Origin of the sequence: Massilia sp. W12, assembly GCF_037300705.1 — a bacterium.
In the GTDB taxonomy this organism is placed as follows: Bacteria; Pseudomonadota; Gammaproteobacteria; order Burkholderiales; family Burkholderiaceae_D; genus JACPVY01.
The window spans coordinates 3,817,953-3,834,900 of the sequence record NZ_CP147776.1; the positions used below are offsets into that span (position 1 = coordinate 3,817,953).

14 protein-coding genes are annotated in these 16,948 nt (G+C 58.8%); 1 reads left to right on the forward strand and 13 read right to left on the reverse strand.

Annotation, left to right across the window (positions count from 1 at the left end):
- The first annotated feature begins 231 nt into the window (after positions 1-231).
- Positions 232-558, forward strand: coding sequence for a hypothetical protein (locus V8J88_RS15295; RefSeq protein ID WP_338845057.1), 327 nt, complete (start codon positions 232-234; stop codon positions 556-558).
- Positions 559-767: 209 nt separating this feature from the next.
- Here V8J88_RS15295 and V8J88_RS15300 read toward each other — a convergent pair whose 3' ends face one another.
- From V8J88_RS15300 to V8J88_RS15360, 13 genes are all read right to left on the reverse strand, one after another.
- Positions 768-1,028, reverse strand: a complete 261-nt coding sequence (locus V8J88_RS15300; RefSeq protein WP_338845058.1) for a hypothetical protein — start codon at positions 1,026-1,028, stop codon at positions 768-770.
- 132 nt (positions 1,029-1,160) lie between these two features.
- Positions 1,161-2,063 carry a cysteine synthase CysM gene (cysM, locus tag V8J88_RS15305; RefSeq protein WP_338845059.1) on the reverse strand — a complete coding sequence of 301 codons (903 nt, stop codon included), beginning with the start codon at positions 2,061-2,063 and terminating at the stop codon, positions 1,161-1,163.
- A 112-nt stretch (positions 2,064-2,175) separates the two neighbouring features.
- Positions 2,176-2,661: a helix-hairpin-helix domain-containing protein gene (locus V8J88_RS15310; protein ID WP_338845060.1), complete on the reverse strand. Its 486-nt coding sequence runs from the start codon at positions 2,659-2,661 to the stop codon at positions 2,176-2,178.
- A gap of 84 nt (positions 2,662-2,745) precedes the next feature.
- On the reverse strand, positions 2,746-3,711 hold the full coding sequence (gene rfaE1, locus V8J88_RS15315; RefSeq protein WP_338845061.1) for a D-glycero-beta-D-manno-heptose-7-phosphate kinase: 966 nt from the start codon (positions 3,709-3,711) through the stop codon (positions 2,746-2,748).
- Positions 3,708-5,078 carry a UDP-glucose/GDP-mannose dehydrogenase family protein gene (locus tag V8J88_RS15320; protein ID WP_338849898.1) on the reverse strand — a complete coding sequence of 457 codons (1,371 nt, stop codon included), beginning with the start codon at positions 5,076-5,078 and terminating at the stop codon, positions 3,708-3,710. Before V8J88_RS15320 ends, rfaE1 begins: the two co-directional genes overlap by 4 nt.
- 19 nt (positions 5,079-5,097) lie before the next feature.
- Positions 5,098-6,273 carry a lipopolysaccharide assembly protein LapB gene (lapB, locus tag V8J88_RS15325; RefSeq protein ID WP_338845062.1) on the reverse strand — a complete coding sequence of 392 codons (1,176 nt, stop codon included), beginning with the start codon at positions 6,271-6,273 and terminating at the stop codon, positions 5,098-5,100.
- Positions 6,263-6,604 (reverse strand): LapA family protein, encoded by a 342-nt coding sequence (locus V8J88_RS15330; RefSeq protein ID WP_338845063.1) that lies wholly within the window; start codon positions 6,602-6,604, stop codon positions 6,263-6,265. The genes lapB and V8J88_RS15330 overlap by 11 nt, the downstream gene beginning before the upstream one ends.
- Positions 6,605-6,686: 82 nt before the next feature.
- The gene (locus V8J88_RS15335) at positions 6,687-6,995 is read right to left on the reverse strand and encodes an integration host factor subunit beta (RefSeq protein WP_338845064.1); all 309 of its coding nucleotides are present in this window, start codon (positions 6,993-6,995) and stop codon (positions 6,687-6,689) included.
- A gap of 10 nt (positions 6,996-7,005) precedes the next feature.
- Complete coding sequence (rpsA, locus tag V8J88_RS15340; protein ID WP_338849899.1) at positions 7,006-8,682, reverse strand: 30S ribosomal protein S1; 1,677 nt, start codon at positions 8,680-8,682, stop codon at positions 7,006-7,008.
- Positions 8,683-8,824: 142 nt separating this feature from the next.
- Positions 8,825-9,481: a (d)CMP kinase gene (gene cmk / locus V8J88_RS15345; protein ID WP_338845065.1), complete on the reverse strand. Its 657-nt coding sequence runs from the start codon at positions 9,479-9,481 to the stop codon at positions 8,825-8,827.
- A gap of 130 nt (positions 9,482-9,611) precedes the next feature.
- The gene (locus V8J88_RS15350; protein ID WP_338845067.1) at positions 9,612-10,856 is read right to left on the reverse strand and encodes a hypothetical protein; all 1,245 of its coding nucleotides are present in this window, start codon (positions 10,854-10,856) and stop codon (positions 9,612-9,614) included.
- A 21-nt stretch (positions 10,857-10,877) separates the two neighbouring features.
- Positions 10,878-12,239 (reverse strand): hypothetical protein, encoded by a 1,362-nt coding sequence (locus V8J88_RS15355; protein ID WP_338845068.1) that lies wholly within the window; start codon positions 12,237-12,239, stop codon positions 10,878-10,880.
- Between the two features lie 357 nt (positions 12,240-12,596).
- A complete protein-coding gene (locus tag V8J88_RS15360; RefSeq protein ID WP_338845069.1) occupies positions 12,597-16,745 on the reverse strand; it encodes a two-component regulator propeller domain-containing protein in 4,149 nt (1,382 codons plus the stop codon).
- Positions 16,746-16,948 lie beyond the last annotated feature (203 nt).

Genomic DNA, 16,948 nt, shown 5'->3' on the forward strand with positions numbered 1-16,948 from the left:
GTTGACAGTTGATTTGTTGCTCAGCAACATTAGTCTAGTATTTTCAACGTTGCTCTTGAGCATTAGAACTGCATTTATTGTATGATTGTCCCGCGTCACTGGCAGCTTTCCAGTATAAAAAACGGATAATGTACAAATCTTCAACATGGTTCAAATGACAAGAACTTCTTGAGCCTGTATCTCCACCGTGCTTATGCACTTTCTTTCTCACCACATTGACTGAACAAGACCATGACTACCCAAGACAATGACCACGCAAACGATCTGGATTCAGACGAACTGCTGAACTACAACCCGAACCGTTTGCTAGACACGCTGATCGAAAACCTGCGCTTGAAGAATGACGCCGCACTCTCGCGCGCACTCGAAGTGGCGCCGCCGGTAATCAGCAAAATCCGCCACCACCGTCTGCCGGTCGGCGCTTCGCTGCTGATCCGCATGCATGAAGTGAGCGATCTGAGCATTCGCGATCTGCGTTACCTGATGGGCGACCGCCGCTCCAAGTTCCGCATCAGCGACAAGCAATTCAAGCCGAAGGATGGCAACGGTCTGGACTGAGCAGATCGACAAGTGACAGCGCGCGGTTGACGGATCTGCCGGCAGAATTGGTGCAAGGCCAAACTCTTTGCCGGGCGTGATTGGTGAGCAGCGCAGGCGTAATGCCTGTGCTGGAGCACGTTGTGGCCTCAGGCAGGGGACCTGCCAGCCAGACAGAAACATAAAACCGCCTTATGCCGGCATTGCTATGCCTGCCCTGCTGCATTGATTCAGCTTGTCTTGTCGCTTGCCCTGTTATTTGCTTCGACCTGTCCCATACCGGCGTCAAATGGCGCACCGCCCGCAGCAATGTGTTCTCTCCGCTTGCGATAAAAACACTTGCCAAGGCTTCTGATGTTTTCCGGGATGCTTGCATCCGCCATGATCAATGTGGGATGCGTGTTCTGTCGCCCGCCGTCATGCAGCAAAGCGCTGTATGGATGCGCCCACCAGCCACGCGCCCCCGCTGAAGATCCGCTCTGCTGCATCATGCCGATGCCGCAAGCCGGTTTGTTGCAAGACTGCGCCGCATCAGATCATGCCGCAAGGCAGCGCCATGCACTACATATGTCCCTGTCAGCCAACGCCTCTCTGCGCCAGCCAGACAGGACACAACTTTCAACTCATGCCGGAAACACGCCGGTGGACAGATAACGGTCGCCGCGATCACACACCACAAACACAATGGTGGCGTTTTCCACTGTATTTGAGATGCGCAGCGCGACTTCGAGCGCGCCAGCGGCGGAAATGCCGCAGAAAATGCCTTCCTGCGCCGCCATTCTGCGCGCCATATTTTCGGCAGCGCCCTGGCTGACCAGTTCGATCCGGTCAACCCGGCTTTTTTCATAGATTTTTGGCAGATAGGCTTCCGGCCAGCGCCGGATGCCGGGAATTTGTGCGCCTTCTTCCGGTTGCGCGCCGACGATTTGAATCTGCGGATTGCGCTCTTTCAGATAGCGTGACACACCCATGATGGTGCCGGTAGTGCCCATCGCACTCACGAAGTGCGTCACCTGTCCCTGGGTATCGCGCCAGATTTCCGGCCCGGTGCCTTCATAGTGCGCTTGCCAGTTATCCGGATTGGCGAATTGATCGAGGATGATGCCGCGCCCTTCTTTTTGCATTTGCTCAGCCAGATCGCGCGCATATTCCATGCCGCCGCTCTTCGGGGTCAGGATGATTTGCGCGCCATATGCGCTCATGCTCTGCCGTCGCTCCATGGATTGGTTTTCCGGCATGATCAAAATCATCTTATAGCCGCGCACCGCCGCCGCCATCGCCAGCGCAATGCCGGTATTGCCGCTGGTGGCTTCGATCAAGGTGTCGCCCGGATGAATCAGGCCGCGCAATTCCGCGCGCGTGATCATCGAGATAGCGGGCCGGTCTTTGACCGAGCCGGCGGGATTGTTGCCTTCGAGCTTGCCGAGAATGACATTATTGCGTTTCTGCGCTTCCTCTCCCGGAATGCGTTGCAATTGAATCAGTGGCGTATTGCCTATCGTGTCTTGAATCGTCGGATAGCGCATGGTGGCGTGTCTGTGATAGATGGGAAATGATTGATTCTAAACGCACTCGGCAATTTTTGCTGCGCACAAAAAAGCCCTGCGCGAGGCAGGGCTGGCAGCGTGATGCGACAACTTATTTCTTGCTGGCGGCTGCCGATGCAGCGGAGGCGGAGGCTGCTTTAGTGGCCGAAGCCGGGGCCGACGCTTTGGCCGGGGCCGACGCCGCTGCACTGGCGCCTGCTTTGGCAGAGGCGGAGGCTGGTGCGGAAGCGGCTGATGCAGCGGAGGCGGTGGAAGCGGCTGAAGCAGCAGAGGCGGAAGCCGAGGCTTTCTTCTCGCCCGCACCTTGTTTGCTTTGGCCATTGATGGTGGCCCCGCCTTCAGACAGCGCACTGGTGCTCTTGTCAGCAAACCCTTTTACCCGCTTCTGGAAATCAGCCCAGTCTTTGAAAGGGCCGTTTTTGCTGCGCTCGTCCAAAATCGCCTTGGCCTTGGCCGGGCCTACGCCCTTCAAGCTGTTCAAAGCAGCTTGATCTGCTGTGTTCAAATCCACAGCGGCAAACGCGCTGCCCATCATGGCGCACAACAAGGCAAAGCACAGCAATAATTTTTTCAACATGACATTCTCCCGGGCAATGGTGGTCAAAAGTGAGGTCAGCGCAGCCAGCCGGCTGCGCTTGCGCCGATAACGGCGCGCCGGGGATTACGGTTGACCGCCGCCGCTTGCAAATAATTCCTGATAGCTGACCGTGGCGGTGCCCAATTTGCCCACCACAATCCCGCCGGCGCGATTCGCATGCAGCATGGCTTGCTGCAAATTCTGGCCACACGCCAGCATCACCGCCAAGGTCGCGATCACGCTGTCGCCGGCGCCGGAAACGTCATACACTTCGCGCGCCTGGGTTGGCACATGGGTGCAGCCATTGGCGTCAAATAAACTCATCCCCTCTTCCGAGCGGGTCAGCAAAAGCGCGTCCAGATCCAGCCGGGAGCGCAGGTTTTGCGCTTTCTCGGTTAATTCCTGCTCATCGCGCCAACTGCCGACGATTTGCCGCAGCTCGCTCTTGTTCGGCGTCAATAAATTCGCGCCGCGATAGCGCACAAAATCATCGCCCTTGGGATCGACCAGCACAAAGCAGCCGGCCTGACGCGCGGCTGTGATCATCGCGCTGACTTTGCTCAAACTGCCCTTGGCGTAATCTGACAGCACCAGCACCGGATAATCCGCCAGCAGGCTGTGAAATTGATTGAGTTTGCTGCGCAACACTGCCGCACTGGGCGGCTCTTCAAAATCGACGCGCAATAATTGCTGCTGGCGGCCGATCACGCGCAATTTGATGATGGTGGAAATCGCCGGATCGCGTTGCAGGAAACTGGCCACGCCGGCTTGCGTCAATAGTTGCGCCACTTCATCGCCGGCTTCATCCTCCCCGACCACGCCAAGCAAACCGGCGTGTGCGCCGAGAGAGGCAACATTGCGGGCCACATTAGCGGCCCCGCCCAGACGCGCTTCGCGCCGTTCAACCCGGCACACCGGCACCGGCGCTTCCGGTGAAATACGGCTGACATCGCCAAACCAATAACGGTCCAGCATCACGTCGCCAGCCACCAAAATCCGCGCCCGGCCAGTCTCGGGCAGTTCTTGTGCAAATTGATTGATGCCACTCATGCTGCTTTGCGCCTGCTGCGCCCTATCCCATAATAAGTAAATCCTGCCGCGCTGACTTCTTCCGGGTCAAACAGATTGCGCCCGTCAAAAATCACGCGCTGCGCCATACGCCGCGCCATGTCTTCAAAATCCGGGCTGCGGAACACATTCCACTCGGTGACGATCAGCAAAGCTTGCGCGTCATCCAGCGCCGCCATCGGATCGGCGGCGAATTCGATCTGCTGCAAACCGCCCCATTGCGCCAGATCCTGCGCCAGCACGGTGCGCGCCAAGTCCATCGCCACCGGGTCATACACCCGCACCCGCGCGCCGCGCTGCACCAGCTCGCGCAACAAGACGCGCGCACTGGCTTCGCGCATGTCATCAGTATCCGGTTTGAAAGCCAGTCCCCACAGGGCAAACTGATGGCCGCGCAAATCGTCGCCGAAATGCTGTGTCACCTTGGCCGGCAAAATATATTTTTGCTGATGGTTGACCTCTTCCACCGCCTGCAGAATCTGCAATTTACTGCCGAAGTCCTGTGCCGTGCGCGCCAGGGCTTGCACATCTTTGGGGAAGCAGGAGCCGCCATAACCGCAGCCGGCATGCAAAAAGCTCTCGCCGATGCGGCGATCTTTGCCAATGCCGTGACGCACCGCTTCAATATCGGCATCCACCAATTCAGCCAAGCGCGCCAATTCGTTCATGAAAGAAATGCGGGTGGCCAGCATGGCGTTGGCGGCATATTTGGTCAACTCGGCAGAACGGCGATCCATCCAGCACACCAGATCATGCTCACGGTTAAACGGCGCATACAGGTTTTTCATCCACTGGCGCGCCTTGTCTGCGTGCGCGCCGGCGTCGATCCCGATCACGACCCGATCGGGTTCAGAAAAGTCTTTGATTGCCGCGCCTTCTTTCAAAAATTCCGGGTTCGACACCACGGTGAAGGGGATCTCCACGCCGCGCCCGGCCAACTCTGCGGCAATCGCCTCGTGCACCCGGTCGCCCGAGCCGACCGGCACGGTGGATTTATTCACGATCACCTTGTATTCCTGCATGTGGCGGGCGATATTGCGCGCCGCCGCCAGCACGTATTTCAAATCTGCCGAACCGTCTTCATCCGGCGGGGTGCCCACGGCAATGAATTGCAATTGCCCATGCGCCACCGCTGCTTCGATATCGGTGGTGAATTGCAGCCGGCCAGCGGCGCGATTGCGCTTGACCAGCTCATCCAAACCCGGTTCATGAATCGGAATCCCGCCCTGGTTCAACATGTCGATCTTGGCTTGATCCAAATCCAGACACAAGACATGATTGCCGACCTCAGCCAGACAGGCGCCGCTGACCAGGCCGACATATCCGCTTCCTATCATCGTTATCTTCATCATTTCGGGGGCGTCGCTTTCAATTCATGACATTCAATTCTTCTGTGCGGCGTGGCGGGTAACTGTCCCATTCGCTGCATCCCGGACACTGCCAGTAAAATTGGCGCGCCTTGAATCCGCAGTGCGCGCATTGATAGCGCGCCAGCTTTTGCGTATAGCCGTGCAGCAAACCCTTGACCATCGCCAATTCCTGCACATGTTCGGGGTTGGCGTCGATCAGACGCGCTTCCAGCAATTTATCCAGCCCTAACAGGGTCGGCGTGCGGCGCAATTCCTCCAATAACAATTGGCGCGCCGCTTCCACCCCGTCCAACTCCAGCACCGCTTTGAACACTTCTTCCAGCAAATCAATTGAGGAGGCTTCGGCCAGACAGGCTTTGAGCAGATTGACGCCTTCTTGCGGACGCCCCACCTGCCGGTAGCCATCCATCAAACGCTGCGCCACCAGGGCCACATGCGGCACGCTTTGCTGCTCCACCCGGCGCCAGGTCAGCAAAGCGGCTTCCACATCGCCCTTGGCCAACAGTGCGTCGCCGCTCAAAATCGTGGCGCGCACATTATTCCGATCCACTGCCAATGCCTGCTCCAGCAGCGGCAGCGCGGCGTCCGGATGGGTGTGCACCAGCGCATCCTGCGCCAGCTCACAATAAAATTGCGCAATCTCGCGCTGCCGCCCGCCGGCCCCGGATTCCTGCAGCGCGCGCGCCGCCTCAATCGCGCGCGGCCATTCTTTTTCGCGCTGAAAAATTTCCAGCAAGGCGCGCCGCGCCTGCACTTCGTACTGGCTGTCGAGCAGGCTCTTATAGGTTTCTTCGGCCCGGTCTAATAAGCCGGCCTTGAGATAATCCTGTCCCAACTCATAACGCGCTTGCAGATTTTGCTCAATCGGCAAATCGGCGCGGGACAATAAATTCTGGTGCACCCGGATCGCGCGCTCTGTCTCGCCGCGCCGGCGGAACAGATTGCCGAGGGCGAAATACATTTCCGTGGTTTCAGGATCAAGTTTGACGATTTCGATAAAAGCGTCCACCGCCTTATCCGGCTCGTCATTGAGCAGAAAATTCAAGCCCTTGAAATAGCCGCGCGGCAAGCTGCGCGATTCGGACAGCAGCTCGCGAATATCCACCCGCGCAGCAATCCAGCCCAGGCTGAAAAACAGCGGGATGCCCAGCAACCACCACAGTTCAAATTCCATCTGGCGTTCCGGACAGGTTGACACGGCTGACCGCATCCGGCTGCGGCGGCTGATGACGCGACTGCGTTTCGATGCGGTGTTCGTGTTGTAAATGTTGCAGATTCTTTTTGTGACGCGCCATTTCGCGACGATGACGGAAGACTGTCGGCGTCATCGCCAATACCCCCAGCACCGCGCCGCACAGGAAGGCGGTCAGCAGCATCAGCACCAGCGGGCTGCGGATCTCATAGCCTAAAAACAGCACCAGCGTGGTTTCATGCGTATTGCGCAAAGCGAACAGGAAAAACACAGCGAACAACAGCGCGGCCAGCAGCCTCGATATGATTTTCATGATGTCCTCCTGTCAAAAAAAACGGCATCCGCAGATGCCGTTGGCGCGCATGGATAGACCATGCGCACATCATTGTATGCCCTCAGGCTGCGCTGTGTTGCTGGTGTTGCGGCATCGCATCGACGCGCTCGCGCAATTCCTTGCCCGGTTTGAAGTGTGGCACACGCTTTTCCGGCACCATCACCTTATCCCCCGATTTCGGATTACGCCCGATGCGCGGCGGACGGCTGCTCAATGCAAAACTGCCAAAACCACGGATCTCAATGCGCTGACCGTCGGCCAGGGCCTGGGTCATCGCATCGAGAATGGTCTTGACGGCATAGTCTGCATCTTTCGCCACCAGTTGCGGATAGCGTTCCGCCAACCGCTGGATCAGCTCAGACTTGGTCATCGCAGATCAATCAGTTCTTGTTATCGAACTTTGCCTTCAGCAAGGCGCCCAGGCTGGTGGTGCCGGAGGCGGCGCTGCTGTCAGCGTTCAGCTTCTGCATTGCTTCCTGGGTGTCAGCATTGTCTTTTGCCTTGATCGACAATTGGATGCTGCGGCCCTTGCGGTCGATGTTGATGATCATCGCTTCGACCTTGTCGCCAGCCTTCAGGTGGCTGCCGGCGTCTTCCACGCGGTCACGCGAGATTTCAGAAGCGCGCAGATAGCCTTCCACGTCGTCGTTCAACTGGATCACAGCGCCCTTGGCTTCCACCGATTTCACCGTGCCGGTCACCAGCGAGCCCTTGTCGTTCATCGCGGTGTAGTTGTTGAACGGGTCGCCTTCCAGCTGCTTCACGCCGAGGGACACGCGCTCACGCTCAACGTCGATCGCCAGCACCACGGCTTCCAGCTCATCGCCCTTCTTGTAACGGCGCACAGCTTCTTCGCCGCTTTCAGTCCAGGACAGGTCGGACAGATGCACCAGACCGTCGATATTGCCTTCCAGGCCGATGAACACGCCAAAGTCGGTGATCGACTTGATCGCGCCCTTGACACGGTCGCCCTTCTTGTGGGTCATGCCGAAGTCATCCCACGGATTGGCCTTGCACTGTTTCATGCCCAGGCTGATACGGCGGCGTTCTTCGTCGATTTCCAGAACCATGACTTCCACTTCGTCGCCCAGCTGGACAACTTTGTTCGGGGCCACGTTCTTGTTGGTCCAATCCATTTCGGAAACGTGCACCAGACCTTCGATGCCCTGTTCCACTTCCACGAATGCGCCGTAGTCGGTCAGGTTGGTCACCTTGCCGAACAGACGGGTGCCTTGCGGGTAGCGGCGGGACAAACCGGTCCACGGATCGTCGCCCAATTGCTTCACGCCCAGGGACACGCGGTTCTTCTCTTGATCGTACTTCAGAACCTTGGCGGTGATTTCCTGGCCAACCGTCAGCACTTCGGACGGATGACGCACGCGACGCCATGCCAGGTCGGTGATGTGCAGCAGGCCGTCGATGCCGCCCAGATCCACGAATGCGCCGTAGTCGGTGATGTTCTTCACAACGCCGGTCACCACAGTGCCTTCTTTCAGGGTTTCCATCAGCTTCTGGCGCTCTTCGCCCATCGAAGCTTCGATCACAGCGCGGCGCGACAGCACCACGTTGTTGCGCTTGCGATCGAGCTTGATGACCTTGAATTCCATGGTCTTGCCTTCATACGGCGTGGTGTCCTTGACCGGGCGGGTATCGACCAGCGAACCCGGCAGGAAGGCGCGGATGCCGTTGGTGAGCACGGTCAGACCGCCCTTCACCTTGCCATTCACGGTGCCGACCACGATCTCGCCGGAATCCATGGCTTTTTCCAACGCCAGCCAGGAAGCCAGACGCTTGGCCTTGTCGCGCGACAGGATGGTGTCGCCGAAGCCGTTTTCCAGCGATTCAATCGCTACGGATACAAAGTCGCCTACTTTGACTTCGAGTTCGCCCTGGTCGTTTTTGAATTCTTCCACCGGGATAAAGGCTTCAGATTTCAGACCGGCGTTGACGATCACAAAATTATGATCCAGACGCACCACTTCAGCGGAGATCACTTCACCCGAACGCATGTCTTGACGCGACAGCGATTCTTCAAACAGAGCGGCAAAGCTTTCCATGCCAAAGGATTCAGAGGAGGTAGTAGTCATGCAAATTTTTCAGGTTAACCGGCAGACAGTCCACACGCCATCTGAACCGGGTTAAGTTGACAACATGCCGGCGCACACATTGCGTGTGAGGCCGGCGCCAAAACGGGGAAGCTCAGCGGCAGGCGGCCCACCAGCGCATCACCTGTTGCACGGCATCCTCGACACTCATGTCGGAAGTGTCGAGAAGATGGGCGTCGGCGGCGGGCTTTAACGGCGCAATGCTGCGCTGGGTGTCGCGTTCGTCGCGGGCGGCCAAATCTTTCCGAAGATCGTCGATATTAGCAGGAATTCCCTTTTCTATCAATTGCTTGTAACGACGCTGCGAACGCGCCTCAACACTGGCGGTAAGAAACACTTTGAGATTGGCGTGCGGAAAAATCACCGTGCCCATATCGCGCCCGTCGGCCACCAGGCCGGGCGTGCGGCGGAATGACAGTTGCAGCGCAAACAGGGCTTGGCGCACGGTCGGCAGCGCGGCGATTTTGGAAGCCATTACCCCGACTTCCTCGGCGCGGATGGCCAGGCTCACATTTTCATGCGCTAAAAACACCTCGCTGCCTTTGAAGCTGCACACCAGGTGTTCCGCCTGTTTGGCGATAGCGTGCTCATCCGAGAGCGCAATCTCGCGCCGCAACACCGCCAGCGCGGTGAGGCGGTACAGCGCGCCGGAATCGAGATAATGAAAACCGAGCAAATCGGCCACTTTGTGCGCCACCGTGCCCTTGCCGGACGCGGTCGGGCCGTCGATCGTGATTACGGGAAAGCTCATGAAAATCCGCCTGTGGGTGCTTGCAAACCTGGAATGTTATCACGGCGCGGCTGGGCGCCGATTTTGATACACCCATTCGCAAGCGGGATGGCGGCGCCGGGCTGTGCGCCGCCGCCCGCTGCAAACCGCCTCAGGGCAAGCTGCGCAAGATATCCAGATGCGCTTTGTAATACGCCAGCGCATCAAAGGCCGGGTTGGGAATCCAGCCAACGATGTCCAGATGATCCACCCCGCTCTTGACGCCGCGCCAATTCCACTGCCCGGCTTTGGGCGCGCCGCCGGCGCTGATGTCATTCACCAGCGCGCCGGTGGCGACAAAGCTTGTGCCGGAGAGTTTGATGGTGGGCGCTTTCTGGCTGCGCAAGGGGACTAAGCAGTCTGATTCCCACCAGCTGCTGTCAATCACCGGAAAACCGGATTGGTTGCGCGTGCTGTTGCCCATATAGCCGGGGCCGCAAAACTGCGACAGCATATGATTGTTATCGCCGCGCGGATAATGAAAACCGCTGCCGGCGTTGCGCAAGGTGGCGCTGGCGCCGAGCGAGAAATAATATACCGAGGGCAGCGTGCTGACCCAGGCGTTCATATCCGCCGCTCCCTTGGGGGACAAGTCATATTGAGCGCGATCAAAGCCGCTGTGATACCACCAGGATGCGCGCAACACGCGGTCAAAATAGGCGCCGAAGCTCTCGCCTGTGGCGCGCGGCGTGATGCCCCATTGATCCAGACGGAAGTCATACACCATATCGCCCAGATCATTGCGTCCCCCTGCTTCGCGCGCCAGGCGCGAGACGAACGCTTGCACATACGGCACATTGTCTTTGATCACGTCCGGCAAGGTCGTGCCGTCATGCGGGGCGGCGACGCTGCTGACGCTTTTCACCCAGGCCGCGCTGACGGCGGTGCTGCCAAACAGGCCGCTGTTTTTCGGCGCGCCATTTGTCGCCAGCAATTGCGCCAGCATGCGCGCGCTTTGTCCGCCCATGCCATGGCCGACCAGGTGCACCGGATTGCTTGCGCTCCAGGCCGGATACACGCCGGCATAGCAACGCCCGTTGCGCGCATGGCCGGCGGCGCTGCTGTGGCTGGCGCCATAATCGACGCAGCCGCCCTTGATTTGATAGTACAACTCCACTGCTCTGTCCCAGTTTGAGGTGAAACCGCCCACCGTCAACATATACACCGGCTGCGCGCCGCTGTAGGCATTGCGCAATTGCGCCTGCAAATCATTTTTGCCGCCCCAATATTTAAAGCCCAATGCTTCGCTGCGGTCGAAGCCGGCCAGGCCATTGACAAAAATCACCGGATTATTGTTGGCCGCCTGGGCGGACTGGATGGCGCCGGCCAAGGCCAGCATGGCAATCAGTTTTTTCATGATGCATCCTTTATGCCGCGCTCAAGGCAGGCTGCGTAATTGATTGATGTGGGATTTATACCAGTTGATCTTGTCGGTTTTAGACCAACCCAGGGTCCAGCCGGTAATGTCCAGATGGTCAAAACCATCCTGCAGACCTTTCCAGTTCCACGCGCCTTTTTGCGGTGCGCCGCCCGCGCTGATGTCGATCACCCTTGGCGCGCGCGCCGCCGGCGCTGTGCCCAGCGGGGCGCTGCGGGCGATTTTCAGGGTCGGCGCTTTTTGTGCGCGGGTCGGCACCACGCAATCGGTGTCACGCCAGGAGGCGTCAATCACCGGCGCCGTGCTTTGGCTGTAATTGCCCATGAAGCCGGGGCCGCAGAACAGGCCGATCAAGGGATTTGCATCCCAGCGCGGATAGGCCCAGCCGGAAATCCAGCCATTCGTGTTGGAGCGGGTGCTGTAGGAAAAATAGTAAATATCCGGCTGATCCTGCACCCAGTCATTCATGCGCATCGCCCCATCCGGCGAGAGATCAAAGGTGCTGATGTCGCGCACATTGCGGTCGGTGAAGATTTTTTTCGGATTATTGTTCAAGACGCGATACATATAATCAGAAAATTTTTCGCCGCTGCCGCGTGTCGGCACATCCCATTGATCGAGTTTGAAGTCATACACAAAATCGGTCAGCAGCGGATTGGCCCCGACAAAGGTGGCGATGCCAGCCGCCAGGGTCTGGATCATGGGCACATAATCGGTGATGCTGTACACCAGAGTGGTGCCGTCATTCGGGGTGGCGATGGTGGTGATGCTTTTGATCCAGCGCGCATTCACGGCGTGTCCGGCAAACAGATTCACATCGCCTTCCGGATTGGCGCCGCCATTGGCCAGCAATTGCGCTAACAAGCGTGCCGTCTGTCCGCCCTGGCTGTGGGCCACGATGTGCACCGGGTGCGCTTCGTCCCAGGCCGGATAGACTGCGCGGTTTTTGCTGTCTGCGGCGCTGGCCGAGGGACACTGGCGCGCATCGGCGGTATTGCGGGCCACAGATGAGTTTTTGAAATAGCGCTCATGGCCATGGCTGGCGGCGTGATTCGGGCCATAGTCGATGCAACCGCCTTTGATTTTCCAGAACAACTCAATCGCCCGATCATAGTTGGAGCTGAGCGGCCCGACGCATACCGAATAACTCGCCATATCGGGATAAGCCGCGCGCAATTGCGCCGGAATATCGTCCAGGCCGCCCCAATAGCGGTAGCCGAGCGCTTCATCTTCGCAAAAGCCCATGAAGCCATGGACAAAAATCACCGTCGCCGGAGCCGCCGCCGCCTGCCCCGGCGCGGCGCACAAGGCGAGGCAGGCGAGCAGCATGTACAGATATTTCTTGAGTGTCTCCAAAAGCATTGCACGTCCCTCCGAATAGTTTGCTGTTGTTGTGTGGGCATTGCTGATTCATCAAACAAATAAAGCGAGCGCTCGATTTGAATGGTGCAGCTTATAGCAGGGAGGCGGGAGCGGCAAATGAAAGTGATTCAAAAAACAACGTTTTTAATATGATTAATATTGAAAATTGAATTGCAAATTTTGCAAAGGTGATTGGTGAGCGATTCAAACGCCAGTGCTTGCCGTTCAGCCTGGCTGCGGCGCAGCGGCCAGCGCAGATGCAAAATCGCCGCCGTCAGGCCGGCAAAAAAAGCGCAGGCCAAAGCAGCAAGGCGGGCCAGTGCGCCGCGCTGCTTGGCAAAAGCGCGCGGCAAGCGCCTAGCCGGCAGCCTGCCGGCTTAAGTCTTGCAGCGGCAGACACAGCGTAAAACAGCTGCCGCCGCCAGGGCTGCTGTCACAGGCGATGCTGGCGCCATGCCGCTGCATAATGCGCTGCGCCAGATACAGGCCCAGGCCGCTGCCCTCGCCATTGCTGCGGGTGGTGAAAAACGGCTCGAAAATATGCGCTTGCACCTCGGCGCTCATGCCGCAACCGTTATCTTGCAGGCTGATCAGGCAATCGCCATCTTGCTGGCGCACGCGCAAATGCAGCAGGCCATGTCCGTTCATAGCCTGCGCCGCATTCAGCAGCAAATGCGCCCAAACCTGTTGCAAAGCCTGTTTTTGCGCGCGGATCTTGGGGCGCAAGCTGTATTCGCGCCGCACCTCGATGTCCGCGCCCCAGCGTTTGCCGAATTGCCAGACGGCCTCTTCCAGGCTGGCGCACAAATCAACTTCGACAAACGCTTCGCGCTCGCCCTCGCCGGCATAGCTGCGCAGGGATGACACCATCTTGCTCATATGCTGCACCGCATGGCCAATGTTTTGCGCATTGCTCAGCAGGGTGTGCATATTGCTGGCCAATTGCAGCAGGAAATGCGCGCGCGGATGTTGCAGCAGGGACAGATGTTCGCCCCAATGCTGCTCCACCTGCAAGCGCACCAATTGATCCGCCATATAGTGGCAATCGGCATAGCCGGCCTGCTGCAACTCATGTTGCAACTTGCGGCGCAAGGCGCGCTCAATGCGCGCGCTGCGCGGCGCGCCGGCTTGCAACGCTTGCCGCACTAAACGCCAGAACGCTTCATTATGGGCGGCATCGAGCGCAGCGAAGAGTTGCGGCGCATCCGCCAGCACGCTCATCATGCCGCTTTCGATATTCCCGCAACTGGCTTGAATCGCGCCCAGCGGCGTATTGATTTCATGCGCCACATTCGCCACCAGCTGCCCCAGCGCAGCCATTTTCTGCTGCTGCGCCAATTGCTGTTCGGCGTTTTGACGCGCTTCCAGCGCATGCGCGTTTTCCAGCGCAATCGCGCCATACGCGCACAGGGTGCGGAAAATCAGGCGTTCACGTTCGCCAAACGCCTGCGCATCGGTGGATTGCACCGACATCACCCCCAGCACCCTTTGCTCCACCAGCAAGGGCACAAACAGGGCGCTGCGGATAGGCTGGCTGCCGGGCAGCAAATCGGGCAGCACTGCGCCGCTATCTTCAATCACCAGCAATTCCTGCTGCTCGCGTGCGACCCGCGCTACGCGTGAATTCGCATCATTCAGGGGCAGGCTTTGCATTTCAAATGGCTGATCATTTTCCAGCGTCAACACCGGCTGCAAGATGGCCCGTTCAGGCTCATAGCGGTAGAGTAAAAACGTGCAGATATTGAACATGCTGCGCACATGTTGATACAGCGCGGCAAATACGCTGCGATCTTCCAGGCGGGCGGTGATGTCGCGCCCGATCTCGCCCAGCTGGCGCAGGGTTTCAACCGACAATGCCAACTCGTGATTCGCCTGGCTCAAAGCGCCATTCGCCTTATGCAATTCCTGATTTGAACTTTGCAATTCCGCCGTGCGCAAGGCGACCTGTTCTTGCAATTGGCGCTGGCGCTGGCGCAGCAAGGCGGTGCGCATATGCACCACCGCACTCAAGCCCAGGCCCAGGCCCAGCAAGCCCGTCAGATAAAACCACCAGCTTTGATACCAGGCCGGCAATACGCGCACGCTCAGGCTTTGCGCGCCTTCCTGCCAGTCTTGCTCATCATCCTGGTCCGCATTTTTACTGCGCAAGCGCAGGGTATACAGGCCGGGCGGCAAATTGGTGTAGCTGGCGATGCGCTGTATGCCATCGGCCCCCTGCCATTCGCGATCATAGCCTTCCAGGCGCCAGCCATAGCGGCGCTGCTGCGGCGCGACATAGTCAAGCGCGGCAAATTCCACGCTCAGATTGTTTTCGCCGGGGCGCAACTCCAGCTCGCCGCGCGTGTGCGCCAGGCTGCCGGCGGAAAATTCGCGTTTGCCCAGGCGCGCCTGCAGCAACACCAGCGGGGCCTGATATTGCCGGTTTTTCGGCGCCAGATCAGGCCGCACCACGGTAGCCCCGCCCATCCCGCCGAAGATTAAATCGCCTTCCGCAGTGACGACGCCGGAATCCGCCCAGTAAGCCGAGATATACACCCCGTCATGCCGCTGCCAATTGCGCGCGCTCAAGCGGATCGGGTCGATTTCCACCAAACCATTCATATTCGCGGCCCAGATATGGCCATGTTTGTCTTGCAATAATTTGGCGGTCATCAGCTGGCGCAAACCAAGCTGCCGGCTCAAGCGTTGAATTTCCCGGCTGCGCCCCGGTTGCGGCATGAGTTGAATGCCGCCGCCCAGGGTGGAAATCCATAATCTGCCGCGCGCATCAAATAACAGGCTGGTCACTGTGCCGCCGGCAAGCGCTTGCGGATCGCCGATTTCCGGCAGGAAGGCGCTGGTTTTGCCGCTGGCGTGGTGATAGCTGTGCAAACCGCTGCCATGCGTGCCCAGCCACATCACGCCATCGGCTGCGCGCGTCATCGATAAAATCGTCATATTGCCGAGCGCTTTGATGTGCTGACTGTCGCCGCTGTGCGGATTGAAGCGATACAAACCGGTTTCTGTCCCGAGCCACAGAAACTGTCCCTCTTGCAAAATGCGATTGACGCGGATTTGCCGCCCTTTGACATAATTCACCTGCTGCGCCCGGTGTTTTTTCATGTCATAGCGGAATAAGCCGGTATTCGAGCCGAGCCAGACTGTGCCGTCGCTTTGCGGCAAAATCGCCAGCATAAAACCAAGCGACACCGCCTGGCCGCGTTCATCCAGCGCATGCGGCAGCCACTGCATACTGCCTTTGCGCCAATCCAGAATATTCATGCCGCGCCCTTGCAAGCCGAACAGCAACTCGCCGCCGGGGCCAAGGCCAAGCGCGGAAACCTCTGCGTTATTCAATTGCAAGCGGCGCTGCGTTGGCGCATTTACGCCGTACAAGGTTAAAAACGCCTGTTGCTGTGGATCGAAACGGTTTAAGCCGCGCTGCCCGCCCACCCACAACAAACCGGTGCGGTCTTTGCACAAGGCCAGCACGGTATTGCTGAGCAAGCTGACCGGCAAGGCCGGCTCATGCACCATGCGCAAGGTGTGGCCGCTGTCGCGCGCCAATTCGAGCAAACCGCCGCCATACACGCCAAACCAGACCCGCTTGGCGTCCACCGGCAAAATGCTGGTGATATTGTCCGTGCTGATGTGGGCCGGCGCATCGGCGCCGGATTGCAGCAAAACGCGTTGCGCCTTGCCATGTTTGATCAGATACGCGCCCTGATTGGAAGAGCCGGCCCAGACTTCGCCGCCCGCCTCAGCGTACAGAGCGGTGATGACCGGCTGCACTTCGTCAATTGAGGGCAGTTGCAGCAACTGCGGACGCGGCGCACCCGCCGCCCAGTACAGCAAACCCTGACGCGTGCCGATCCACAACACGCCGCGCGCATCACGCTGCAGACTGAGCACGCGATCATTCGGCAAATAACCGTTGGCGCTGGCATACAAACGCAATTGGCCATCTTTGCGGTGCAATAATCCATCATTGCTGGCAATCCACAAACCGCCCGCGCCGTCGTCGGCAATCGCATTAATGGTGGGGTGGCGCTGCTTGCCGGTTTGCAAAGGAATACGTTCAAATTTATCCAGCCGCGCATCGTAGCGCGCCAGTCCGCCGCTGCGCGCGCCTATCCACAACTCCCCTTTGGCGTCAATAAACAGGACTTGGATAAAACCATCCGCCAGACTGCCGGGGTCGTGCTCATCGGCTTGATACACGCGCATGCGGTAGCCATCCCAGCGCGCCAGCCCGCCTTGCGTGCCCAGCCATAAAAATCCGATCGGGTCTTGCGCCAGCGCAGTGATGATGGGGTAATGCAAGCCCTCTTCCGCAGTCAGATGCTGAAAAACGCGGTCAGCGATTTCATGCCAGCGCGCCGCCGGGGCTGCGCCATGCGCCAAACCGGCGGCGCACAGCAAACACAGACAGCAGATGCGCACCACAGCACTGCGCGCACGGACAAGCCAGGCCGGGCAGGCGCTGTGGTCGCCAGCGGGCAGCGTCTTGCAAGTGCGCATCTGCATGCATTCCCTCCAGTCGGGTCGATTCAGATTCGGGTAAGCGCGCCGCAAACGCAGCGCGATGTCGCAATATTTCCAGGCCGCCAGGGAATTTTGCCTGATTGCGTCTGGAAAGCAACTCTTTCCTTAGCGCCAACCATATATCGCCAGCGCCGTCAGCCTGCCCCGCTGCGCGCGCCACAGTCCAGGCTTGCGCAAACAATCCC